The 21,200-nt window shown below is 38.5% G+C and carries 21 protein-coding genes; 4 read left to right on the top strand and 17 right to left on the bottom strand.

Annotated elements, in window-relative coordinates:
- Positions 1-156: 156 nt before the first annotated feature.
- From H5089_RS17850 to H5089_RS17815, 8 genes are all read right to left on the bottom strand, one after another.
- Positions 157-687, bottom strand: a complete 531-nt coding sequence (locus H5089_RS17850) for a peroxiredoxin-like family protein (RefSeq protein ID WP_039489283.1) — start codon at positions 685-687, stop codon at positions 157-159.
- A gap of 113 nt (positions 688-800) precedes the next feature.
- Complete coding sequence (locus H5089_RS17845) at positions 801-2,198, bottom strand: sigma-54 dependent transcriptional regulator (protein WP_082007326.1); 1,398 nt, start codon at positions 2,196-2,198, stop codon at positions 801-803.
- A gap of 9 nt (positions 2,199-2,207) precedes the next feature.
- Positions 2,208-2,582 (bottom strand): Hpt domain-containing protein, encoded by a 375-nt coding sequence (locus H5089_RS17840; RefSeq protein WP_039489282.1) that lies wholly within the window; start codon positions 2,580-2,582, stop codon positions 2,208-2,210.
- 108 nt (positions 2,583-2,690) lie between these two features.
- Complete coding sequence (locus tag H5089_RS17835; protein ID WP_182712779.1) at positions 2,691-3,431, bottom strand: bifunctional diguanylate cyclase/phosphodiesterase; 741 nt, start codon at positions 3,429-3,431, stop codon at positions 2,691-2,693.
- A gap of 500 nt (positions 3,432-3,931) precedes the next feature.
- Positions 3,932-4,222, bottom strand: coding sequence for a hypothetical protein (locus tag H5089_RS17830; protein WP_182712778.1), 291 nt, complete (start codon positions 4,220-4,222; stop codon positions 3,932-3,934).
- A 695-nt stretch (positions 4,223-4,917) separates the two neighbouring features.
- Positions 4,918-7,728 carry a PAS domain-containing hybrid sensor histidine kinase/response regulator gene (locus H5089_RS17825; RefSeq protein WP_182712777.1) on the bottom strand — a complete coding sequence of 937 codons (2,811 nt, stop codon included), beginning with the start codon at positions 7,726-7,728 and terminating at the stop codon, positions 4,918-4,920.
- On the bottom strand, positions 7,721-8,335 hold the full coding sequence (locus H5089_RS17820; RefSeq protein WP_231619836.1) for an isochorismatase family cysteine hydrolase: 615 nt from the start codon (positions 8,333-8,335) through the stop codon (positions 7,721-7,723). The genes H5089_RS17825 and H5089_RS17820 overlap by 8 nt, the downstream gene beginning before the upstream one ends.
- A gap of 19 nt (positions 8,336-8,354) precedes the next feature.
- Entirely contained in the window at positions 8,355-9,392 is a 1,038-nt protein-coding gene (locus H5089_RS17815; RefSeq protein WP_024595980.1) for a response regulator, read from the bottom strand.
- A gap of 258 nt (positions 9,393-9,650) precedes the next feature.
- Here H5089_RS17815 and H5089_RS17810 point away from each other — a divergent pair, with 258 nt between their 5' ends.
- The 3 genes from H5089_RS17810 to H5089_RS20365 all read left to right on the top strand — a co-directional run bounded on the left by H5089_RS17810 (position 9,651) and on the right by H5089_RS20365 (position 12,746).
- Positions 9,651-9,914 carry a GrxA family glutaredoxin gene (locus H5089_RS17810; protein ID WP_024595981.1) on the top strand — a complete coding sequence of 88 codons (264 nt, stop codon included), beginning with the start codon at positions 9,651-9,653 and terminating at the stop codon, positions 9,912-9,914.
- A 160-nt stretch (positions 9,915-10,074) separates the two neighbouring features.
- A complete protein-coding gene (locus tag H5089_RS17805; protein WP_024606656.1) occupies positions 10,075-11,919 on the top strand; it encodes a DEAD/DEAH box helicase in 1,845 nt (614 codons plus the stop codon).
- 512 nt (positions 11,920-12,431) lie between these two features.
- Positions 12,432-12,746 (top strand): hypothetical protein, encoded by a 315-nt coding sequence (locus H5089_RS20365; RefSeq protein WP_259396090.1) that lies wholly within the window; start codon positions 12,432-12,434, stop codon positions 12,744-12,746.
- A 76-nt stretch (positions 12,747-12,822) separates the two neighbouring features.
- Here H5089_RS20365 and H5089_RS17795 read toward each other — a convergent pair whose 3' ends face one another.
- From H5089_RS17795 to prmB, 9 genes are all read right to left on the bottom strand, one after another.
- Complete coding sequence (locus H5089_RS17795) at positions 12,823-14,376, bottom strand: AbgT family transporter (RefSeq protein ID WP_039489264.1); 1,554 nt, start codon at positions 14,374-14,376, stop codon at positions 12,823-12,825.
- A 142-nt stretch (positions 14,377-14,518) separates the two neighbouring features.
- The gene (locus tag H5089_RS17790) at positions 14,519-14,794 is read right to left on the bottom strand and encodes a YfcL family protein (protein WP_024596509.1); all 276 of its coding nucleotides are present in this window, start codon (positions 14,792-14,794) and stop codon (positions 14,519-14,521) included.
- Positions 14,791-15,954 (bottom strand): ATP-NAD kinase family protein, encoded by a 1,164-nt coding sequence (locus H5089_RS17785; RefSeq protein ID WP_182712775.1) that lies wholly within the window; start codon positions 15,952-15,954, stop codon positions 14,791-14,793. Before H5089_RS17785 ends, H5089_RS17790 begins: the two co-directional genes overlap by 4 nt.
- Positions 15,944-16,498 carry an elongation factor P hydroxylase gene (locus H5089_RS17780; RefSeq protein WP_182712774.1) on the bottom strand — a complete coding sequence of 185 codons (555 nt, stop codon included), beginning with the start codon at positions 16,496-16,498 and terminating at the stop codon, positions 15,944-15,946. Before H5089_RS17780 ends, H5089_RS17785 begins: the two co-directional genes overlap by 11 nt.
- Positions 16,499-16,616: 118 nt before the next feature.
- Positions 16,617-17,078, bottom strand: a complete 462-nt coding sequence (locus tag H5089_RS17775) for a zinc-ribbon domain containing protein (protein WP_220486992.1) — start codon at positions 17,076-17,078, stop codon at positions 16,617-16,619.
- A gap of 61 nt (positions 17,079-17,139) precedes the next feature.
- Entirely contained in the window at positions 17,140-17,787 is a 648-nt protein-coding gene (locus H5089_RS17770; protein WP_182712773.1) for a glutathione S-transferase family protein, read from the bottom strand.
- Between the two features lie 106 nt (positions 17,788-17,893).
- Positions 17,894-18,271 carry a DUF4112 domain-containing protein gene (locus tag H5089_RS17765; RefSeq protein WP_182673896.1) on the bottom strand — a complete coding sequence of 126 codons (378 nt, stop codon included), beginning with the start codon at positions 18,269-18,271 and terminating at the stop codon, positions 17,894-17,896.
- A gap of 120 nt (positions 18,272-18,391) precedes the next feature.
- Complete coding sequence (aroC, locus tag H5089_RS17760; RefSeq protein WP_008138551.1) at positions 18,392-19,489, bottom strand: chorismate synthase; 1,098 nt, start codon at positions 19,487-19,489, stop codon at positions 18,392-18,394.
- Positions 19,490-19,553: 64 nt separating this feature from the next.
- A complete protein-coding gene (gene prmB, locus H5089_RS17755) occupies positions 19,554-20,489 on the bottom strand; it encodes a 50S ribosomal protein L3 N(5)-glutamine methyltransferase (protein WP_007377743.1) in 936 nt (311 codons plus the stop codon).
- Positions 20,490-20,641: 152 nt separating this feature from the next.
- Here prmB and smrB point away from each other — a divergent pair, with 152 nt between their 5' ends.
- Positions 20,642-21,199, top strand: coding sequence for an endonuclease SmrB (gene smrB / locus H5089_RS17750; protein WP_007377742.1), 558 nt, complete (start codon positions 20,642-20,644; stop codon positions 21,197-21,199).
- Position 21,200 lies beyond the last annotated feature (1 nt).

The raw sequence follows: 21,200 nt of genomic DNA, 5'->3' as shown, positions 1-21,200 counted from the left end.
AGTATGTTCGTTAATCATAATGTGCCCTCAAACAAGATTTGAAGATCTGATCATGACATTGAGATTTAGTTCAAAAAAATCCCCGCTAATTTCTTAGCAGGGATTTGTGTATAAGAGACAGCTAAAAAGTGCCTTTTGAAACCATGAAAATGAATGTTATTTAATAAATGTGCCTCGGATTGGGTAGTCGTTTTCTCTAGAAAACTTAATTCCACCTAGCAGTTGCTCTAAATCAGGACGAACAAATGGGCTGTTTGATATATCGACCATTTGAAGCTGATTTTTTTCATTAAGTACAAAAATGCCTGGCTCAGCAAATGGATGATCAGTTTCTGCATCACTGCGAGGCTCGCTAATATGTAGCCCTAAATCGGTCATTTGTTCGATTGTTAAACCATAGTAAATTGGGAAGTTAATATCTATTTTTTCAAGATGTTTATTAAGCTGCTCATGGCTATCACCACTTACTGCAACCACTTCAACACCAGCATCTTTAAAGTCTTTATGAACTTTAGCAAGCTCGTTAAGTTGCGCAGTACATTTAGGGCAGTGCTGGCCTCGATAAACAACAATCATTTTCCAGGGAGAGTCACTTACTCTATCAACTAAATCTACCTTATTCTCATCAACATCACTCACTACTAGTGATGGCATAATATCCGCAGGTTTTAAACTAGTGTTACTCATTGCGATCTCCTTTTACTGTTTCAGATTAAAAATTAATTTGCTCTTACCCATAGAGCTTAGGGTAACTTTTATTAATTCAACCTGAAAAGTGTAATTAAAAATCGATTATAACTTTAAGACCATCCCTTTATTTTTCTATAAATGGTAGATGCACTAACCCCTAGATAAGCAGCAGCAAGAGGAATATTGTCTTCACAACTTTTAATTGCATTTTCAATCGCCCTTTTTTCAACTTGCCACAAAGGTTCTATATCGTGAACAGACATAGGCGATAATTGAACACTCTGCTCGTTTGTATTGTGAACTGACTTAGCGGATATCGAGTGCTTCACAGCCCCTAATCCAAATGAGCTTGGTAGCATGTCTTTTTCAATTACATCGCCATCATTAATAACAACGGTGTTTTCAATTACATTTTGTAGTTCGCGAATATTTCCTGGCCAATCGTAATTACAAAAAAGCGCCTTAACTTCATCAGAAAAACCAGTGAAATGCTTTGCATTACTATCGCTTTTTTGTTTCAAAATATACTCAGCAAGCAGTAATATATCGCCTCCGCGTTCTCTTAAAGGGGGGAGCTTTACGGGGATAACATTTAAACGGTAATATAAATCTTCTCTAAAACGCCCTTCTGCAACCTCTATGATAGGGTTTCTGTTTGTTGCACAGACTAAACGAACATCGCTGTGTAATACTTCACTACTACCCACCTTACTAAAAATGCCTGTTTGTAAAAAGCGTAATAACTTTGCTTGTAAGTTAAGTTCCATTTCACATAATTCATCTAAAAATAAGGTACCGCCGTTGGCCACTTCAACAGCCCCTTTTCGATCGCTTAATGCCCCACTAAACGCACCTTTAACATGACCAAAAAATTCTGATTCAAATAGCTCAGCAGGGATAGCTGCACAGTTTATGGCAATAAATGGTCCTGTATTTCTCGGGCTTGTATCATGAAGGGTTTGTGCGCAAACTTCTTTACCGGTTCCACTTTCACCTGTGATAAATACACACGCTTTACTTCTAGCTGCACTATCAAGTAATCTAAAAACGGTTTTCATTGCCAGTGATTCACCAACAAAATCTTGATTTTTATCTCTGTTTTTAACCAATGGTTGAACTTTAACTTGCTCTTTTGGCGTCAACGCACTTTCTACTGAGCTAATGAGTCGTTGACTTGTGAAAGGTTTTTCTAAAAAATCAAAACCGCCTAAACGCATTGCTTCCACTGCAATATCAATAGAGCTGTTTGAGGTGATCATGACTACATTAGCAGGATTTTTCTGCTTATTTACAAATTGTAATACCTCAAGCCCACTTATATCTGGCAAGCATACGTCTTGTACTATGACCGCTGGCATTTTTTCTTTAATACCGACTAAAGCAGAGTACCCATCTGTAAAGTGTTTGCATTGGAAACCAGCCTGCTCAAGCTGACTTGCATATAAAGCACCACTGGCAATGCTATCTTCAACAATATAAACAAGACCTTTATCAATTATATCTGACACAGCTTTCTCCTAGATAGCTATACTATTACTCATTATTTGATACGCATCTCGGGTTTTATCCAAGTTGTGTTTAATAACAAGCGCTGCGTGCAAGTTTTCTTGTGTAGTTGACGGTGGCGAATCGTGTAATTGTGTTGCTAACGCAGCTAAAGCAGATGCACCATATAAAGCTGCTGAATTTTTTAAGACATGCATTACTTCTTTAATTTTTATAGTATCTTCACTACTAATTGCCGTATCTAATTGGTTAGCCATAGTAACTAATTCATCAATAAATAATTTAATTAAACGAGCTAACACGGTTGTCCCAACATCCTTTTCGAGTTGAGTTAATACATTTAGCTCGGTAATACTTTTATCGACAAACTGCTCTGATATGGGCATAGATAACCTTTGTGTAAGTTAAAACTTCGTACACTAATAATATGTAAGAGTTGTAGTTTAAGAGTAATTTGTTTTTTGCATTTTGCAAATCAAAATGAATATAAACATTTACAAAGCCCAAGTATCAATACTTTTAGTTAACGTTTGCGGCTTATCTAGCAGGTACCCCTGAGCTATATCGCAACCAAGTTGTTCTAATATTTGTAATTGCTCATTCTCTTCAATACCTTCTGCTACCGTTTGTAAACCCAATCGTTGAGCCATCGCAATAATTGCGCTACATAACGTAAAGTCTTCATTATTAGTTGCAATACCACTTACAAAACTGCGATCAATTTTTAAACCATCAATATCAAATTGACGAAGTAAACCTAAAGAGGCATACCCAGTGCCAAAATCATCAATCCACACCTTTACGCCTTCTTTATGGAAGTTTTCAAACGCCTTAGCTATTTTATCAGGACTATGAATGAGCGCTGTTTCCGTTAATTCGACTTTAATAGCCTGTGGTGGTATTTGGTGCTTTTCTAGCAAAGACATTACTTTTGCAAACACATCACGATCTAAGATTTGTACCGGTGAAATATTTAATGAAACAGCAATATCTGTCATACCAAACTGCCGCATATGTTTTAAATCAGACAAACATTGCTCAAAAATCCAGTCACCTAATTCTAAAATCATTCCCGATTGCTCTACATGAGGGATAAACTCATCAGGGCCAACAATGCCAAAGCGCGGTGATTGGCACCTTACTAGCGACTCAAAGCCGACCAGCTTTCCAGATCCCAATGATACAAGCGGTTGATAAACCATTTTAAAATAATTATTTTGCATTGAATCAGACATGATCCTCTCTAACTCATGCCATCTTGCTAGATTGACTGGTTTTTCCGATTCTAGGTATTTAAACGCACTCATGATTTTGCTCCGGTTTCACTCTTAGTGACTTATTATATTAAAGAGCAATTTACAGGCCATTTTAAATACAAAAAAACAGAAATAAAAACCAATATATTCAGGTAGTTAAATTAGAATATTAAATGGATTTACTTCTCCCATTTCATTCGCATTTTGCAATTCAGTTTGCAATGCAGCTACATTGGCAATGTGAGCGCTTAATCGAGCTTATAAAACACAGATAAGCCAGTTAATAGATACTGACCAAAGCTAATATTAGCAATTGTATATGAGAAAAGAGAAAGCTTTGATAAAACCCTGTTTAGGTTAAGCACCATCTAAATTTAAGAGAAAATAAATAATTTTATGGGGAGGGATAAAAAATTAAATTGGTGGTAGGAACATAAAAAAACGCAGGCAACTATAAATAGTTACCTGCGCAAAAGTCTCTAGTTTGAAATAGTGTCGTTATTTTCGTTTTTAGAAGCAGTTACATGTTGTGCATAGTTGGTATTTTGCGAGTCAAACGTATTACTCATCAACTGAGCGTTTTCAACATCAGCTTGTGTAAAAGTAATTGGCTGAATATCTGCCAGCGGTTCAATCGAATCGCTACCTCGTAAAACTGTTATACCTATTACTAAAGTGGCAACAAGCAAAATTGACAAAACCATAATTTCAGGTGTTAGTACCCAATTGTTACCTTTAGGCTGTTGTTTGGCTTTTGTGTTTGTTTGCATATTGCACCCCTTAAAAATTTAACTAAATTCGTCTTGATTTGATATTTAATATATTGCGAAAGTCGTGCCAACCAGATAACAACTTTACAAAAAAGTAAAAACCTTACAAAATCATGTCGTTAAAATAAATTAAAGGTATGATTGAGTATTTAAATAAAGTTCATAACATTTTATTTTTATTTTGAATTGCAATTTGCGAATCAAATTAAAAACACACACACTAAAAACACTCATTAATTACTAAAAAATAAATTTAACTTACCCCTAAAATACTAGGTTAATTTCTCCGTTTATCAAGTTTTATGCAACACAAACCCACTTTTTATATTGTCTGTTGATCTTTGCGGATTAAAATTCGTTCAAACTACAGGCGGTTTAATCGCGGCGCGAGGTTTATAACCTAGCGGGATCGGTAACTGCTCCTGCGTTACCCTACTGACTTACATCGATGTAAGACCGAACAAAGCTTCCGCGTTCTGCTCACGCCCCTTACCCCTTCCCTACATGCATGTTGGCAACAAAGAGTAAATAGCCCTTAGGAAGAAACCTTTGGGCAGCGCCTGTTTGGCATTAATGCTGCGTTATCGCCCATTTATGGAAAATAACCACACTGCATAGGCTCAACTTTGCCTAAATACCAAACACACTGCTACAAACTTAACCCTAAACGTTTAACAAACCCTAGCCTTCATTGCTCAACTCAGCTTTTCCCACACTTGCGCTAAACGAGAGAGCTTTAAATGTTTAGATTCAATAACCTGCTCTGGGGCATATTTATCAAGTAATAAATAAAGTGTCTCACTTACAATTGGCTTAGCTAAATAGTCATTCATCCCCGCGTCTATAAATCGCTCTTTATCACCATGAATCGCATTTGCAGTGAGTGCTATTATGGGGGTGGTTATACCTAACTTTCTGATTGCTTTAGTTGCAGAAATCCCATCGAGTATTGGCATTTGGATATCCATAAAAATAATATCAATTTCATCGTTTTGCGCCTTTATTATTGCCTCTTGACCATCACTAACAATATGTACACGGCAACCTTTTTGTTCTAAAAACTGCCGAATTACAATTTGATTATTCGTATTATCTTCAGCAACTAATACCTTGGTTCCGCTTAACTGAGTTAACCCTAAGGGGCTTTCTAAAGTTTCTTTTTGCTCACGATTGGTAAATATAATATCCAAATGAAACAACTGCTCTTCTAATAAACTAATTGCCCGTAGTACATGGGATACTTTATAAGGGCCATTTAACCTAAGCTCTCTGTCGTTAATATTTTGCGGTAATAAGCTTTTACCTAGCAAATCTAGGATGAGTAAACACGGTGAATTAAGGGAGTTGTATGTATTTATACGCTCGCGTGTTTGGGCTAACATTTGAGGATCAGTTAGTACAATTGCATCAGGAAAACTATCGTACTTGGGTATATCTGGGCATACTTCGTAGTGTTCAAAAGTGATAGAAAACCGAGTGAGCGTATGCTCCAAGGCTGTTTTTAGAATTTCGTGACTTCCTACTATCCATACTTTTGGCTTTTTACTTCGTGCTGCAAACCCTTCTCTTAAAATTGAGTCAGTTGTGTCTATTTGCAGCGGGTAATTAACTATAAACTCGCTTCCTTTATTAAACTCAGAACTAACCGAAATATCTCCACCTACCACATCACAAATTTGCCTACATATCGCAAGCCCTAAGCCACTGCCACCATGCTTTCGAGTAATTGAATTATCGGATTGAATAAAAGGCATAAACATACTGTCAATTTTATTTTTTGCAATTCCCATACCCGTGTCTTTTACAGATATATAAAGGTTTAAATTATTACCTTCAATATGAGTGAACTTAACAGTAACCGTTATTACACCATGTTGAGTGAACTTAATCGCATTGGCTAATAAATTTATGACTATTTGTCTTATACGGGCATGATCACCAATTACTTGAGCTGGTACATCAGGATAAAAATCAAAAATAACCTCAAGCCCTTTTTGTAAAGCACTTTGGGAAATTATATCTATTGCTTCTTCAATACACGTATCAATACTAAATGGCTGATTATTGAGTGTTATGGCTTGTGCTTCAAAACGTGAGTACGTTAATACATCGTCCAATACACTTAATAGCGCGTCAGAACTTGTTTTAATCATTTGTGTATAGCGCATTTGTTCAGAAGTTAAACCGGTATGATGCAAAATATCTGCAGATCCAATCACAGCATTTAATGGCGTGCGAATTTCATGGCTAATATTTGCCATGAATCGGCTTTTTGACTCCGCTAGGGTTTCTGCCTGATGTTTAGCTTCAAGTAATATTTGCTCGCTTTCAATACGCTCTTGTATATCCACAAGTGTCGCAGCAATTGATGATAAATCACTTTCGTAGCCACCAACAATTGGAGTAAGTGTAATTTCGACCCAGTTATTTATACCTTGTGCATTAATTAAACGTATATCAAAGCGACGAATGTCACGCTTACCTTGTTTATAATCAAGTAAAGTGCTACTAATTTTTTCTACATCTTCTTTTGCTATAAACTTAATTATAGGTAAGCCAAGGCTCTCATCTACCTTGCTGTGTAGAACTCGCTGCCATGCTTGATTTATAAATAATAGATTGCCAAATGTATCAAGGCGTAAAACAATATCAGGGATATTATCAACGACAGAGTGATAATTATATTCTATCTCTGCCATTGCTTGTTCGGCTTTAACTCGCTGCGTAATATTAGTTTCTATAGCGATAAAGTGCTTTACTTGGCCTTCATCATCTCGCACTGGGTTTGCATCAATAGCAACCCAATAAATATTACCGTTTTTATCGTAATTTGTAGTTTCAACTTGAAAAGGAAGTCCATTTTTTACGGCATGAGACATGACCTTACGGCTTTTTTCACATGTTTTTGGCCCTTGCAGCAAATGACCAGGACTGGTGCCTATAACCTCATCACAGGTGTAACCTGTAAGTACTTCAAAACTATTGTTAACCCACTCAATTACGCCAAATTTATCTGTAATTATCACTAAGTTATTTGTATGGCTCGCAACAAGCGATAAGCGTTTTACATATTTTTGCTGTTGTGTAAGCAAAAGTTGTGAGTCTTTATGACGTTGAATGTCATAGAGTGAACCTATAAAACCGCTTTTTTCATCATAAACTAGCCTCAACTCAAACCAGTTTAAGAGTCCGTGACTATTTTTTATTTGTATTTCTACACTAGGAGTCTGCTTTCCTTCAAGCAAACAACAACTGTATGCAACAAAATGCATAATATCATCGCAATTCATTAACTTAGTAATATTAGAACCAATTAGTGAATCGCTTGAGTAACCTAGTTTCTTCTCCCATGCTTCGTTAATATAGGTAAGATTTAAATGTTTATCACACTCAAAAATACATTCATCTAAAATAGCTAATAGCTTTGCTTGACGTCGATTACTATTGGAGAGCTTTTCGACCAATGCATATTGGATTTGCACTTGTAGTTCATCGTTGTTATCCATGCTCTCTCCAATGCTTAATAAAAGTTTTACTATCACAAACTCGCGCATAAAGAGGAAAAACCTCTTCACAGTAAAAAGTTTGTTCAAAAGGAGTGCGACTCGATGTACAGTCACTTAAAATAGTGACGTTAAAACCAAGTTCAACAGCCGTTCGCGCAGTTGAGTCAATACAAATAGAAGTCACCGTGCCGGCTAAAATTACATTAGTGACACCATGTTCTTTGAGCTTTTGCGCTAGAGCAGTATGTGTAAAAGCATTTAAACCTCTTTTCCCAGGCACCACTTCTATAACATTGCTAAAAAAATCTAGCTGCTCAATGGTTTGAGCGCCGTACGAACCTGCTTTAAATGCGCCCACATCAGCAATAGCTTTTAATATGCCAATCGGATTTTTAAGCTCACTGTAGTTTTGTGTAAAATGAATGGGTGTATTAACAACTAACGCAAATTGCTCTGCGCAGGCGGCCAATAAAGAGAGTGTATTTTCTACCACGCCAGTAATTCTTGACGACTCTTCAACCACGTCATACAAAATACCTTTTGGTGAAAAGTAATCATTTTGAAAACCAATCAAAATAAGCGCTGTTTTAGAAAAGTCATGCATCATTGCCACCTTATTAACCAATTTAAGACGCTAATTGCCAAGGTTTAATAAACTTTTCAAGCACTGCTTTGGTCACTGGTTTTTGTAAATAGTGCGTAATACCTTTTTCAAATAACTCAGCTATCTGCTCATCCCCTGTTAGCCCCGTTAAAATAACTTTGGGTGTATCATTATTAGGGGTATTTTGACGCACCAATTGCTGTGCTACGTCACTGCCAAACATTCCTGGCATGCGCTCATCTAAGAGCAGTAAATCAAATGGTTCATTTTGAGCAAGCGTTAAAGCACTAGCGCCATTTTCTGCACATGTTACTAAGCAGCCCAGCATTTCGAGCATCACTTTTGTTGCAATTTGACTTGGTAAGCTATCATCCGCCACTAATACAGATAAACGTGTTTGCGTATGAAATGTTGTTAAAATGGTAATGAGGTCAGTATCAAAAAATGGCCAACCTAATATTTTTTTAGATAGTTTGTTCTCTTGGCTCAGCTCACTAATGTCGCTAATAGTGCATAACTTTATGTGTCTATTTATGCTGTCACCATTTAGTTTATCAGTTAGCGCATCACCACTAAGGTGACGTAAATCCTCAATCTGTACCGTTTCCTTAAAAGTGCTATTGAATAATTTAAAATTTAAGCCAAAGCGCTCATGGGTATTATCCGATGTTATTAAACAACTTTTAAATAACGCCTCACAATCAGTTAGAACGTCTATATTTTGGCTAATATCAAGTGCCAAACTAACAGACTCTTTTGTTGCTAAAAGCCCATGAAAATCCAGCGTGCTTACTTGCTCAGAATCATCAATCTGGTAATGAAGGCTAACCCCTTGTATATTTGCTTCTAGGTTAAGTAAAAAGCTCTGCTTTACAGATGCTAGCGCTGGAATCAGAAATTCCTCGCATTGCGCAATCATTTGCTCAAGAGGGATTTGCAAACAAACGTAGTTACATTGCAACTTGTTAATTAAAGTAACTGAAAAATTTCGATTTTGGGTTTTACAATATTTACCGATTACCCCTTGGATAATTTCTAAAACGTGACTATTAATATTCATAAAGTATTCTCGTTAACCCAATGTATAGCTCTTAATCATCAAGTTATGTGCCACAAATTAGTTCTTGTAAACACACTTGCATTCATATACTTAAGTATTAGACAGACAGCGCTTTAGTTTCTCATTCGCATTTTGCAAATCATATTACTATGCAATATATGATTTATAGTTTTTATTAGAATGGTGTAATCGATTTTTTTTGCTTTAAATAATTTTTCAATCATTTAAACTGATTTTAATCAAATTGAGGAGAAAGCTATGTTAACTGTAATTTTTGGCCGTGAAGGTTGTCCATATTGTGTTCGTGCAAAAGATGTTGCGGAGCAACTATCAAATGAACGTGATGACTTTAAATTTCGCTACATCGATATAATTAAAGAAGGCATTAGTAAAGCCGACCTTGAAAAGTCAGCTGGTAAACCTTGCCCTACCGTTCCACAAATTTTTGTGGATCAAAATCACATCGGTGGATTTACAGAATTTGAAGCTTACGCAAAAGAAAACCTAGGCTTGTACAAATAAGCGTTGTATTAAATATGTTAACCAGTTTAATAAACCCCAAATCAAACTGGTTAAATTTCGACCAACATCAAACACATAGAAATTAGTTTCAATTTATACAAGCATTTGCCTCGCGAATCCTATATAATGCGCGCCTCTTTAAATTCGTTGAGGCGTATTAATGTCAGAACCAGTCACGTTTGAATCTCTAAATCTTTCTCCTGCAATTTTGAAGGCAGTTGAAGAGTTGGGTTACAAGACACCATCTGAAATCCAAGCTCAATGTATACCGTTATTGCTAGAAAGAAAGGACGTACTGGGACTAGCTCAAACGGGTACAGGTAAAACCGCAGCATTTGCACTGCCATTACTAAATAATATTGACCCGTCTGTGAAACAGCCACAGATCCTTGTACTCACACCAACACGTGAGCTTGCGATCCAAGTTGCTGAGGCATTCGAACAATATGCTAAACATGTTCGTGGTATTGAAGTATTGGCACTCTATGGTGGCCAAAGCTACAGTATCCAATTAAGCGCACTTCGTCGTGGCGCTCAGGTTATTGTTGCAACTCCAGGTCGTTTAATCGATCACATTAACCGTGGCACTATCAAGTTTGATGCTCTACAAGCACTTGTACTTGATGAAGCCGATGAAATGTTACGTATGGGCTTTATCGATGATGTAGAAAGCATCATGGAAAAAACACCGCGCGAAAAGCAAACATGTCTTTTCTCTGCGACTATGCCTAAGCAAATTCAAAACATCAGCAGCAAGTATATGAATAACCCTGAACAGGTTCATATTTCTGCGCGTAACTCTACAGTATCATCTGTTGAGCAAGTGTTTTGGAATGCAAGCGTACATAAAAATAAAGCAATTGTTCGCTTCTTAGAAGCTGAGCAATATGAAGGTGCTATTGTTTTCGTACGTACGCGTAACGATACAGTACAACTTGCTGAGTTATTAGAGCGCGAAGGTTTCTCTGCTGCTCCACTTAACGGTGACATGAACCAGCAAGCACGTGAACGCACTGTAGATCGCTTAAAAAGTGGCATGCTAAACATTGTTATTGCAACAGATGTAGCGGCACGTGGTCTTGATGTTGACCGTTTAAGCTTAGTTATCAACTACGATATCCCACAAGATTCTGAAGCCTACGTTCACCGTATCGGCCGTACAGGTCGTGCTGGTCGTACTGGTAAAGCAATCTTATTCGTAAAACATAACGAACGTTATTTACTTAAAAATATCATTCGTCATACGAAGTCTGAAATTGCTCAAGTTGAATTACCTACAGCAAAAATTGTTGAAGAAAAACGTATCGAAGCGTTACAAGCAAAATTAACTATTGCGCTTGAAAACAAAGACATCACGTTCTTCAATGAAGTAGCTACTAACATGGCTGAAAAACTTGATCTTCCTCTTGAAAGCTTAGCGGGTGCGTTACTGTGTTTAGCACAGCAACAATCGCCAATTAAAGTTGAAGAAGTTAAGATTCAACCTCGTGAACGTAACGAGCGTAACGACCGCAATTCACGCAACGACCGTGGTGACCGTGGACGTCGTAACGAACGTGGCGGCGAACGTGGTGGTGAACGCGCTGAGCGTAAACCTCGCGAACGTAACAGCCGTGATGCAGGTCCTATGGATACTTACCGTATCGAAGTAGGTCGTGAACATGGTGTTCAGGTTAAAAATATTGTTGGCGCTATCGCTAACGAAGCTGACATCTCAAGCAAGTTTATTGGTGATATTCGTCTACACGACAATCACAGCACGGTTCAATTACCGCAAAACATGCCTAAAGATGTACTTGATCACTTCCAAAAAGTGTTTATTTGTAAACGCCCTATGGGCTTAACAATTACAACTGATCAAGGTCCTGCTGAACCACGTGGCGAACGCTCTGAGCGTCCAGCTGGTGATAAGAAACGCAGCTTTAATAAAGATGACGGCGCACGCGGTGATAAGCGCAGCGGTCCTCGTAAAGAACGTCGCCCTGTAAGCTTCACAGCTAAATAAGCAACGACTCTTTAATAAAAAAACCTTGCCACGAAAGTGACAAGGTTTTTTTGTTTTTAAGCTGCTGCTACAGTGAAAACAAAGTAAACTTTCGTGTCAATTCAATAGCGGCTTGAGATAGTTTTTTTAGCCTGAGTTCGGGTTGCTTAATGCCTATAAATACATTTCTCTGATTTTTAAAATAACAAAAATTCTGTAAACTAAACAAAGGCTATAGTTCACGGACGAATTAAAAATTGAAAAAGATTTACGACAACTTGCTCCTTGTAGCAATAATACTCCCCATTTTATTATGCATCACTATACCTATTTTAATGGACTTTACAGATCCACCATTCATCTCAAATGAACTATACGACGTTGTTTTCTTTATAACCCTCCCTATTATCTGTTGTGCACTATTTATCTATCTAAATATATTTATATTCAATAAATATAAACGCTGCAGTAAATATAGAGAATCACTTAAATACAATTTCTCAGATACTAAAATAAAATTAGCATCCATATTCATGTACCCATTATCCCCTTTATTAATCTATGGAATACTCTATATTTTTATCTCTGATCCTATTAAATTATGGGCTTACTACACGCAAGGCGACTATTGGTATAAAGAATACATCCTGACCGGTGTACAAGAGTGTGGCACTGAGTATGAAGATAGCTGTACTCGTTTATACTTCAAAGACCCTAAAACGAATAAAATTCATGATTTTAGGTGGTATGACGATAAGTCTACAATAATGAACAATAAAAATGATCATGTGTATATTGTTGGAGAGGCCAGCTTATTTGGCTATATAGTGAGAGATTTAGAAAGGTAACTTAGACTTACTTTTACATTACAGGACTTTTATTTAAAAACCTCACTCAAGTGAGTGAGGTTCATAAAGGTTTAGGTTAAGGCAATGCTGGATAAATGTAGCTTGCATCTAAACCTAAAGGAATACCAAGTGCCCAATAACCTAATAAAAAGATACTCCAGCCAATCATAAAGGCAATTGAGTACGGCAGCATAATAGCAATTAAAGTGCCTATACCGGTGCCTTTGACATACTTTTGACAGTACACTACCACTAATGGGAAGTATGGCATTAACGGTGTAATAATATTAGAGCTTGAGTCACCTACACGATAAGCGGCTTGAGTTAAGTCTGGCGAAATACCAAGTTGCATTAACATCGGTACAAAAATGGGGCCAAGTAACGCCCATTTTGCTGAACTTGAACCTACAAACAAGTTAACAAAGCCAGTTAAAAAGATAATGCCTACAACCGTTACTGCACTTGGCAATTCCATCGCCTTTAATAACTGCGCACCTTCAATTGCGAGCAGTGCACCTAAATTTGATTTACTAAATGCAGCAATAAATAGCGAACAGAAAAACGCCATGACGATATAATAGGCCATGCCGCTCATCGCTTTACTCATAGCATCAATCATATCTTTTGAAGTTTTAAAGGTACCTACCGTAAAACCATATACAGTGCCTGGGATCCAAAAAAGTAAAAATATTAGAGGTACAATTGATTGCATTAAAGGAGAGCTAAAATTAGTAAGGGATCCGTCACTACTGCGCATTGCAGAATCGTCTGGAGCAGAGACAAATGCTAATAACGCAAGTCCTGCAATCATCACGGTACTGGCTATATAAAAGGCACGTTTTTCATCACTACGTGCATCTTCGAATACAGGTAAATCCTCTTTAGCACCATCAACTGCTGTTTTTTGTAAACGTGGCTCAATAATTTTATCGGTAATGTACCAGCCTAATGCCACAATAAATAAGCTAGATGCTGAAGCAAATGCCCAGTTATTTAACGGGTTAATTGTTATTGCAGGATTAATTATTTGCGCCGCACTTTGGGTAAAGCTTTGTAGTAATGGATCAATCCCTGATGGAATAAAGTTAGCCCCAAAACCACCACTGACTCCTGCAAATGCAGCTGCAATACCCGCAAGCGGATGGCGTCCTGCCGCATAAAATATAACACCGGCAAGTGGAATAACTAATACATAACCTGCGTCAGTAGCGGTATGGCTCACAATGGCCACTAAAATGATTGAAGGCGTTAATAGCTTTTTAGGAGTAACTTTAAGCATTAACTTAAGGCCGGTATTAATAAAGCCCGAATGCTCTGCAACACCGACACCTAACATAGCTACTAAAACGACACCTAAGGGAGCGAAGCCGGTAAAAGTTTTTACCATAGAGGATAAAAAAGTAGCGAGCGAATCACTTGCCAGCATATTATTAATAATAATCGCTTCACCGGTACGTGGGTCTATTGCATCAAAGCTCACGCCTGAAAACCACCACGACAAAAACCAAATTAATAACATTGCAAATAGAAATATTACGGCTGGATCTGGAAGCTTATTTCCGACCCGCTCAACAAAATTTAAAAAACGCGCTACAACCCCTGAAGGTAAAGCGTCTTGATTATTATTCATTTTTATTGTTCCTAAAATTTATTTTAGTAACAATATCGCATAAAAACAAAACAGTAAATTAACATGGAAATCTGCTTTAAAAGTTTTGGGCACAAAAAAACACGATAGTGATAAACAAATCGTGTTTTTTTGCCACTTAGGGTTAAGCGAGGGCTTTAACTTCATCCCACAAGCGTGCAACTAATGCCTTATCTTCTTCGTTAAGCTCGCCGTTGCGATATGCTTTAACTAAGCTTTGCTCTACAGTTTCGTTTAGCTCATCTATACTGATTGTCAGCTTTTCTACTTCGGCATAACCAACGGCAAGATCAAAATGACCTCGTAAATAGCCGCCAGCAAATAACTCATCGTCAGTTGCTTTTATTACTAAATCATCGAAGTACTGCTGGGCTGCATCGATATAGTTCACTAAACTCATTTATTAATCTCCTGGTTTTGCAAAGCACCTATATTTTCAATGTTCTGGTGCCCTACTGCATACATAATATGGTCGTTAAATCCGGTGGTTACTTTAATATAACCGGTTAATTCATCATCTAATTCGCCATCGCCTGTATCACAAATAAGGGGGCGACCATTAAGCGCTTGTAGTTTTGTTTTAGTTGCTACTACAATAATATTTTCTTTGCCAATTGCGCGTATAAGCACAGGACTCAATTGCTGGTTACCACGGCCAAATATATGCCCTTGCCCGCCAATGAGCGTAATGACTAACTTAGTACTTTGATCATGTGTAAGCTCAAGTAATTGTTTAGCCGTTAAATCTTGGGCAACTAAGGTTTGATCTTTTATTAAGTCAACGCCAAGCAACGTATTCTCAAGCCCCATTTCTTCCATTATGGCTTCAACCGTTGAGCCGCTACCCATTATATAAAATGTGTCTTCATCCATTTGCGATACAACATGCGCTGCAATGTCGGCAAGTACGAGTTCGTCGGTTTCTTTACCGCCATTTTTAACCGCTTGCATATAGCGTACTTCGCTAGGTGTTTGCATTTCGCCGTAGCGTTTGGCTTTTACTGTGCCTTGTCTGAAAGCATCTTCATCTATATCCATTACATCTGCATCGGCTAAGGTAACTAACTCACCCTTAACCAACATTTCGACTACGCGCCCTGCAGCCTTTGGCGTAATAGCGTAAACACCAGAATGAATTTTACAACCTGCGGGGATACCAAGTACGGGAATGGTATCCTCTATTGCATGGCAAATGTTACGTGCTGTACCATCGCCTCCGGCAAATAAAACTAAATCAACACCAGAGTTTTTAAGTATTTTTGCGGCTTGTTCTGTGTCATCCGGGGTTGTTATTGCTGTAGTGTTATATACAACCTCTACATTAAAGCCCAAAGCTTTTGCTGTTTGCTCACCCATGTCACCGTTAACAGTGTAAATGGTTAAGCGTTCTTTATAAGGTAATAGCACCTCAAGCGCTGCTTTTGTACGGATATTTGCTTTTGGCTCTGCACCTAATTCAATTGCTTTAGCGGCTGTGTGCGCGCCATCACTGCCTTTTAAGGCAACTGTGCCGCCTAAACCTGCTACAGGGTTTACAATTAAGCCTAATTTAAACGCCATTACAAAGCTCCTTTGGATGTTGCCAATTAAATTGCTGCGCTGTTAAGGGCCACGGTGTATTGTAAAAACCACACAGTGCTTTTAAAAGTGACTCTGTACGAGAGTTAAAGCCATTTTCGATTAGCAATAATACCCGTGCATGTACGCGCTGCTGAAAATCAAACCGACACGTTTGCTCGCCGTTTAAGTTATCCACCGACACATTAAAATTAAACCCTGCTGCGGTGCTTAATAACCACTCTATAGCTTGGGGCTTTATTTCTACCTTTTCAAACTCAGCTTGTTTTTGTTTGTCGCGCCCATCTGGGCAGTACCAGTAGCCGTAATCTTCTAATAACCGACGTGCATCACCGGCCACCAGCCAGTGCGCTATTTCATGCAATGCACTGGCATAAAAACCATGCGCAAATACAACTTGGTGATATGGCACCTGCTCTGTTGCAGGCAGATACACAGGCTCACAATCGCCTTTTATCAATCGTGTATTGTGACTTTGATAAAAAGTGCGCTCAAAAATTGAAATTAGATCAGCTATTTGATGCATAAAAATTGATTAATTCGTCTCGGTTACAGCGCCATATTAGCGCACTAAAAACGAGACGAATTGTACGGGCTTTTACAACTAAAGTAAAAATAAGGCGGGATAGTAAAATATAAGCGGATTAATCTTTCACTTTATTGATATTTTTAATAATACCTAAACAGTAAAGCGTATTGGCAAGTTCTTTACGCTGTGTTTTTTCACTTGAGGTTTTATTGGCTAAGCCAGTTAACATACCGTACCGTTTACGTAGAGTTAGTATATATCTGGCATGCTTACGGCATTCAAAACAACGTGTACAGTGTGAATCGACCCAAAAATCAAGTACCTCAAACCAATATTGCTGCTCTTGAGCAAAAAAAATAAATGCCTTAGAGCAACTTTCGCACTTATCTTCAATATCAACATAAAGTGCCCGAGGGTCAATGGCATAGTTTTGCTTTTTTATATCTGCCAATATTACCGTATCAGGGAAGTATTTAAGCCTCGAGTAACGCCAGTGCGCATTCTCTATAGCTTCTATTGTCACTGAGGTATTGGTAGTTATCGGTTTATTGCCATACCTTGGGTGATTTAGATACATGAGCTGCCTAGTTTAAACTTATGATTTTAAGGCATAGAACATGCCATATGAAAAACAATAATTATAAAGGCGTTCCTGCTTCATCACACTCTACAATATCGGTTTCGGTTAATGCCTGAGTGATCCATACTTGTAATACTGGGCAACGCATAACAAAGTCACAATATTGTTGCGCCTCTGGCGATAACGTAATTTGATATGTTTTTAAACGCAATACAATAGGTACGTACATAGCATCAGCAATACTAAAGTCACCAAAAAACCACTCATTTGGAAACACATCTTGTTGCTGTGCAAATATCTCGTCTATACGGGCTATGTCTTTTAATGCTTCGCTCGATAGGTCTACTTTACGGGTAGCTCTTATATTCATTGGCATTTCACTGCGCAGCGCCATAAAGCCTGAATGCATTTCAGCGCTTAGCGCACGCGCTTTAGCTCTTTGGGTAATATATTTTGGCCATGCAGCGCCCGATAAGTAAGCATCGTTAATATATTCACAAATTGCTAGCGAATCCCATACCTGTAAATCGCCATCAATTAACGCTGGGACTTTTTGCACAGCAAAGGTCTTTTTTAGCTCATTGTAAAAATCAGGGGTGTCGAGTACCAGCTGAGTTTCACTAAACTCAACATCAAATTTACTCATTAAATACCATGCGCGTAATGACCAGCTGGAGTAGTTTTTATTACCGATGAATAATTGCATATTGTAAATACCAAAGTGAATAGACGCTCCTACCTTACTAGGTGATTAAACAACCAACAACATTTTGTTTAAAGTCTCTGTGCTAACGGTTACTTAAAGCTATTAATTACTCACTTAACTGCTTGTTTAAATGTTTTTTCAATAGTTGTGTATTACGCGTGTTAGCTTTAAAAAACGCATCAAATATATCGCCAAAAAATGGTACTAAGCCGCCCACAAAATCTATGAGCATATTAATGATCATCTTAGTCTTTATACGTTTACTCACACCTAAACGCTGCGCTTCTATAAGCACATAGCTTGATAAAATTAGCCCTGCGGCATCACCTATAACAGGGACTAAGCCAATCACAGCCTCCAAACCTATATTAAATTTAGTAAAAGGAATACCAATGCTGCTATCCGTTAACTTACTGAAACGTTCTAAGCGGGCTATTGCAGCTTGGGCTTTTATTTGTGAGTGTTCATTAATATTATCGTTCATGATTACTACCCTCCTTCTTGCAGTATATAGGGCTTACTTGAACAACTCCTGAAAGGCTCCTAACTAAATTACAGACATAAAAAAACGCGGTAATCCGCGTTTTTTTATAATTATATATACTTACACAGAGCCGTTAATTGGCCCATGTTCGTGGTTTACATGTGGATTTTGTCCGCGTTGACGCAGTAAGTGGTCCATTAAGGTAATGGCCATCATTGCCTCAGCAATCGGGATTGCACGAATACCTACACACGGGTCGTGACGACCTTTAGTGATCATCTCAACCGCTTCGTTACTTGTATTAATGCTGTTACCTGGAATAGTAATGCTCGACGTTGGTTTTAGCGCAATAGAAGCAATAATATCTTGCCCTGTCGAAATACCCGCAAGTACACCACCTGCATGATTTGATGTAAAACCTTCAGGGGTTAGCTCGTCGCGATGCTCAGAGCCTTTTTGCTCAACTACGTCAAAGCCATCACCAATTTCAACGCCTTTAACCGCGTTAATACTCATTAATGAGTGTGCAAGTTCGGCGTCAAGGCGGTCAAATACTGGCTCACCAAGACCAACAGGTACATTGCTTGCCACTACTTTTACTTTAGCGCCAACTGAGTCACCTTGCTTTTTAAGGTCACGCATATATTCGTCAAGCGCTTCAAGCTTACTTGCATCAGGGAAGAAGAATAAGTTATTTTCAACTTCGTCCCAGTCAAACGTTTCCGCCTTAATAGGGCCAAGCTGACTTAAACATGCTTTAACTTCAATACCATGAAATTGCTTTAAGTATTTTTTAGCAATAGCACCTGCCGCTACGCGTATCGCGGTTTCGCGTGCAGATGAACGACCGCCACCGCGATAATCGCGCAAGCCGTACTTATGCCAATACGTGTAATCGCCATGACCTGGGCGAAATACATCTTTAATTTTGCCGTAATCTTGCGAGCGTTGATCGGTATTTTCAATCAATAAACCAATGCTGGTACCTGTGGTTTTACCTTCAAAAACGCCTGCTAATATTTTTATTTGATCGCTTTCACGGCGCTGCGTTGTGTAACGGCTTTGGCCTGGTTTTCGGCGATCTAAATCAATTTGTAAGTCGGCCTCTGTGATTTCAAGACCTGCGGGAGTACCATCAACAACGCCGCCTAATGCAACGCCGTGGCTCTCACCAAAGGTGGACACTTTAAATAACTGCCCAATGCTATTACCTGCCATTAACTTTCCTCATTCCTAATGACTACCAATAGCCAAGCACAGGGCTTGGCTATTCATTTTTTACTTATTTTGCAAAATACTCATCTAGCTGCTTTTTACTAATTACAAATACACCTAAGCCGCCTTGTTCAAATTCAATCCATTCAAACGGCGCGCCCGGATACAGTGCATCCATATGTACCATAGAGTTACCAACTTCTACAAATAACAAACCGTTATCAGTTAGATGTTCACTCGCTTCGCTCAATATAGTACGGGTTACATCTAAACCATCGTGGCCTGATGCAAGCCCAAGCTCTGGCTCATGATGAAATTCGCGTGGTAAGTCAGCCATATCTTCTGCATCAACATACGGTGGGTTTGCTACTATAAGGTCGTATTTTTGACCTGGTACACCGCTAAATACATCAGACTGAATCGGTAACACGCGATCACTCAACATGTAATCGTTAATGTTAATGTCTGTGACTTCAAGCGCTTCATACGATATATCTACCGCATCAACTTGTGCCTGCTCAAAAGCTTGCGCAAGTGCAATTGCGATACAACCCGAACCCGTACATAAATCTAATATACGGTTTACCGATTGTGGCTCTTCAAGCCACGGCGTAAAGCGGTTACTAATAAGCTCGGCAAATGGTGAGCGAGGTATAAGTACACGTTCATCAACATAAAACGGCATACCCGCAAACCATGCAATGTTTGTTAAGTAAGGTACTGGTGTGCAGTCGTTAATACGTTCTGCAATAAGACCCGCAAGTCGGTTTTTTTCTGTGCTTGTTAAACGCGCGTGCATTAATTCTTTTGGCGCATCAACAGGCAAGCTAAGCGCAGGCAGTAATAAGCTTACAGCTTCATCCCATGCGTTATCTGTACCGTGTCCAAAAAATATACTACTACTTGCAAATTGGCTTGTAGTCCAACGTAACCAGTCATGTAAAGTTGACAGTTCTGCAACGGCTTCTTCGAGTGTTGCTTCTTCTATTTGTAAATCGCTCATATATTTTTACCTGTATTAGCTTACTGACTGTTTTGAGTCTTTAAGACGATTGCATTGCCTATCTGCGCTGGGCAAATTACAATTGCCCCTCATTTAAGTATTGTACCGCCTTTTGCGCTGCGTTTTTACGTTTTTTTGTTTAGGTAATAGTTATGAAAAAAGACACTCCATCACATTCGTCCCTAAGCAATGACGACATAAGCTTATTTCGTCAAACGATCACAGGCGCCAAAGTATTTAAACAAGATACTCATCGTTTTGATACAAAGCCTAAGGTGTCACAAGCTAAGCAATTTGCCCAGCAAAAAAAGCAGGCTCAATCTGAATTTTTCTTCTCAGACGTTTATATTCCCGATATAGACACCCACGGCACGGTTAAATATGTAAAACCTGGCCAAGATACTTTCCTAGCTAAACAGCTTCGCCGTGGTGACTTTGCACCCGATTTGACGCTAGATTTACACGGCTTAAATAAAGAACTTGCTAAAGATGAACTCGCTGGACTCATTCACGAATGTAAAAAGCAGCATTATTATTGTGCATGTGTAGTGCATGGTATTGGTGGCGGTGTACTAAAGCACAAAGTACCGCAGTATTTAGTACAGCACCCTGACGTAATAGCGATGCACCAAGCCCCTCTCGAATATGGTGGAAGAGGCGCTGTACTTATTTTAATTAATTTACCGCAAAGTGATGAATTTAGACGCTAAC

The sequence above is a fragment of the Pseudoalteromonas sp. SR45-1 genome, from assembly GCF_014163655.1.
GTDB classification, from domain to species: domain Bacteria; phylum Pseudomonadota; class Gammaproteobacteria; order Enterobacterales; family Alteromonadaceae; genus Pseudoalteromonas; species Pseudoalteromonas distincta.
This window is presented reverse-complemented; position numbering and strand designations above follow the sequence as displayed.

Excerpts from the sequence above, each read along its gene's own strand:
- H5089_RS17850 (WP_039489283.1), bottom strand. The coding sequence starts at position 687 with ATGAGTAACACTAGTTTAAAACCTGCGGATATTATGCCATCACTAGTA.
- H5089_RS17840 (WP_039489282.1), bottom strand. The coding sequence starts at position 2,582 with ATGCCCATATCAGAGCAGTTTGTCGATAAAAGTATTACCGAGCTAAAT.
- H5089_RS17835 (WP_182712779.1), bottom strand. The coding sequence starts at position 3,431 with ATGTCTGATTCAATGCAAAATAATTATTTTAAAATGGTTTATCAACCG.
- H5089_RS17830 (WP_182712778.1), bottom strand. The coding sequence starts at position 4,222 with ATGCAAACAAACACAAAAGCCAAACAACAGCCTAAAGGTAACAATTGG.
- H5089_RS17825 (WP_182712777.1), bottom strand. The coding sequence starts at position 7,728 with ATGGATAACAACGATGAACTACAAGTGCAAATCCAATATGCATTGGTC.
- H5089_RS17820 (WP_231619836.1), bottom strand. The coding sequence starts at position 8,335 with ATGATGCATGACTTTTCTAAAACAGCGCTTATTTTGATTGGTTTTCAA.
- H5089_RS17815 (WP_024595980.1), bottom strand. The coding sequence starts at position 9,392 with ATGAATATTAATAGTCACGTTTTAGAAATTATCCAAGGGGTAATCGGT.
- H5089_RS17810 (WP_024595981.1), top strand. The coding sequence starts at position 9,651 with ATGTTAACTGTAATTTTTGGCCGTGAAGGTTGTCCATATTGTGTTCGT.
- H5089_RS17805 (WP_024606656.1), top strand. The coding sequence starts at position 10,075 with ATGTCAGAACCAGTCACGTTTGAATCTCTAAATCTTTCTCCTGCAATT.
- H5089_RS20365 (WP_259396090.1), top strand. The coding sequence starts at position 12,432 with ATGTACCCATTATCCCCTTTATTAATCTATGGAATACTCTATATTTTT.
- H5089_RS17795 (WP_039489264.1), bottom strand. The coding sequence starts at position 14,376 with ATGAATAATAATCAAGACGCTTTACCTTCAGGGGTTGTAGCGCGTTTT.
- H5089_RS17790 (WP_024596509.1), bottom strand. The coding sequence starts at position 14,794 with ATGAGTTTAGTGAACTATATCGATGCAGCCCAGCAGTACTTCGATGAT.
- H5089_RS17785 (WP_182712775.1), bottom strand. The coding sequence starts at position 15,954 with ATGGCGTTTAAATTAGGCTTAATTGTAAACCCTGTAGCAGGTTTAGGC.
- H5089_RS17780 (WP_182712774.1), bottom strand. The coding sequence starts at position 16,498 with ATGCATCAAATAGCTGATCTAATTTCAATTTTTGAGCGCACTTTTTAT.
- H5089_RS17775 (WP_220486992.1), bottom strand. The coding sequence starts at position 17,078 with ATGTATCTAAATCACCCAAGGTATGGCAATAAACCGATAACTACCAAT.
- H5089_RS17770 (WP_182712773.1), bottom strand. The coding sequence starts at position 17,787 with ATGCAATTATTCATCGGTAATAAAAACTACTCCAGCTGGTCATTACGC.
- H5089_RS17765 (WP_182673896.1), bottom strand. The coding sequence starts at position 18,271 with ATGAACGATAATATTAATGAACACTCACAAATAAAAGCCCAAGCTGCA.
- aroC (WP_008138551.1), bottom strand. The coding sequence starts at position 19,489 with ATGGCAGGTAATAGCATTGGGCAGTTATTTAAAGTGTCCACCTTTGGT.
- prmB (WP_007377743.1), bottom strand. The coding sequence starts at position 20,489 with ATGAGCGATTTACAAATAGAAGAAGCAACACTCGAAGAAGCCGTTGCA.
- smrB (WP_007377742.1), top strand. The coding sequence starts at position 20,642 with ATGAAAAAAGACACTCCATCACATTCGTCCCTAAGCAATGACGACATA.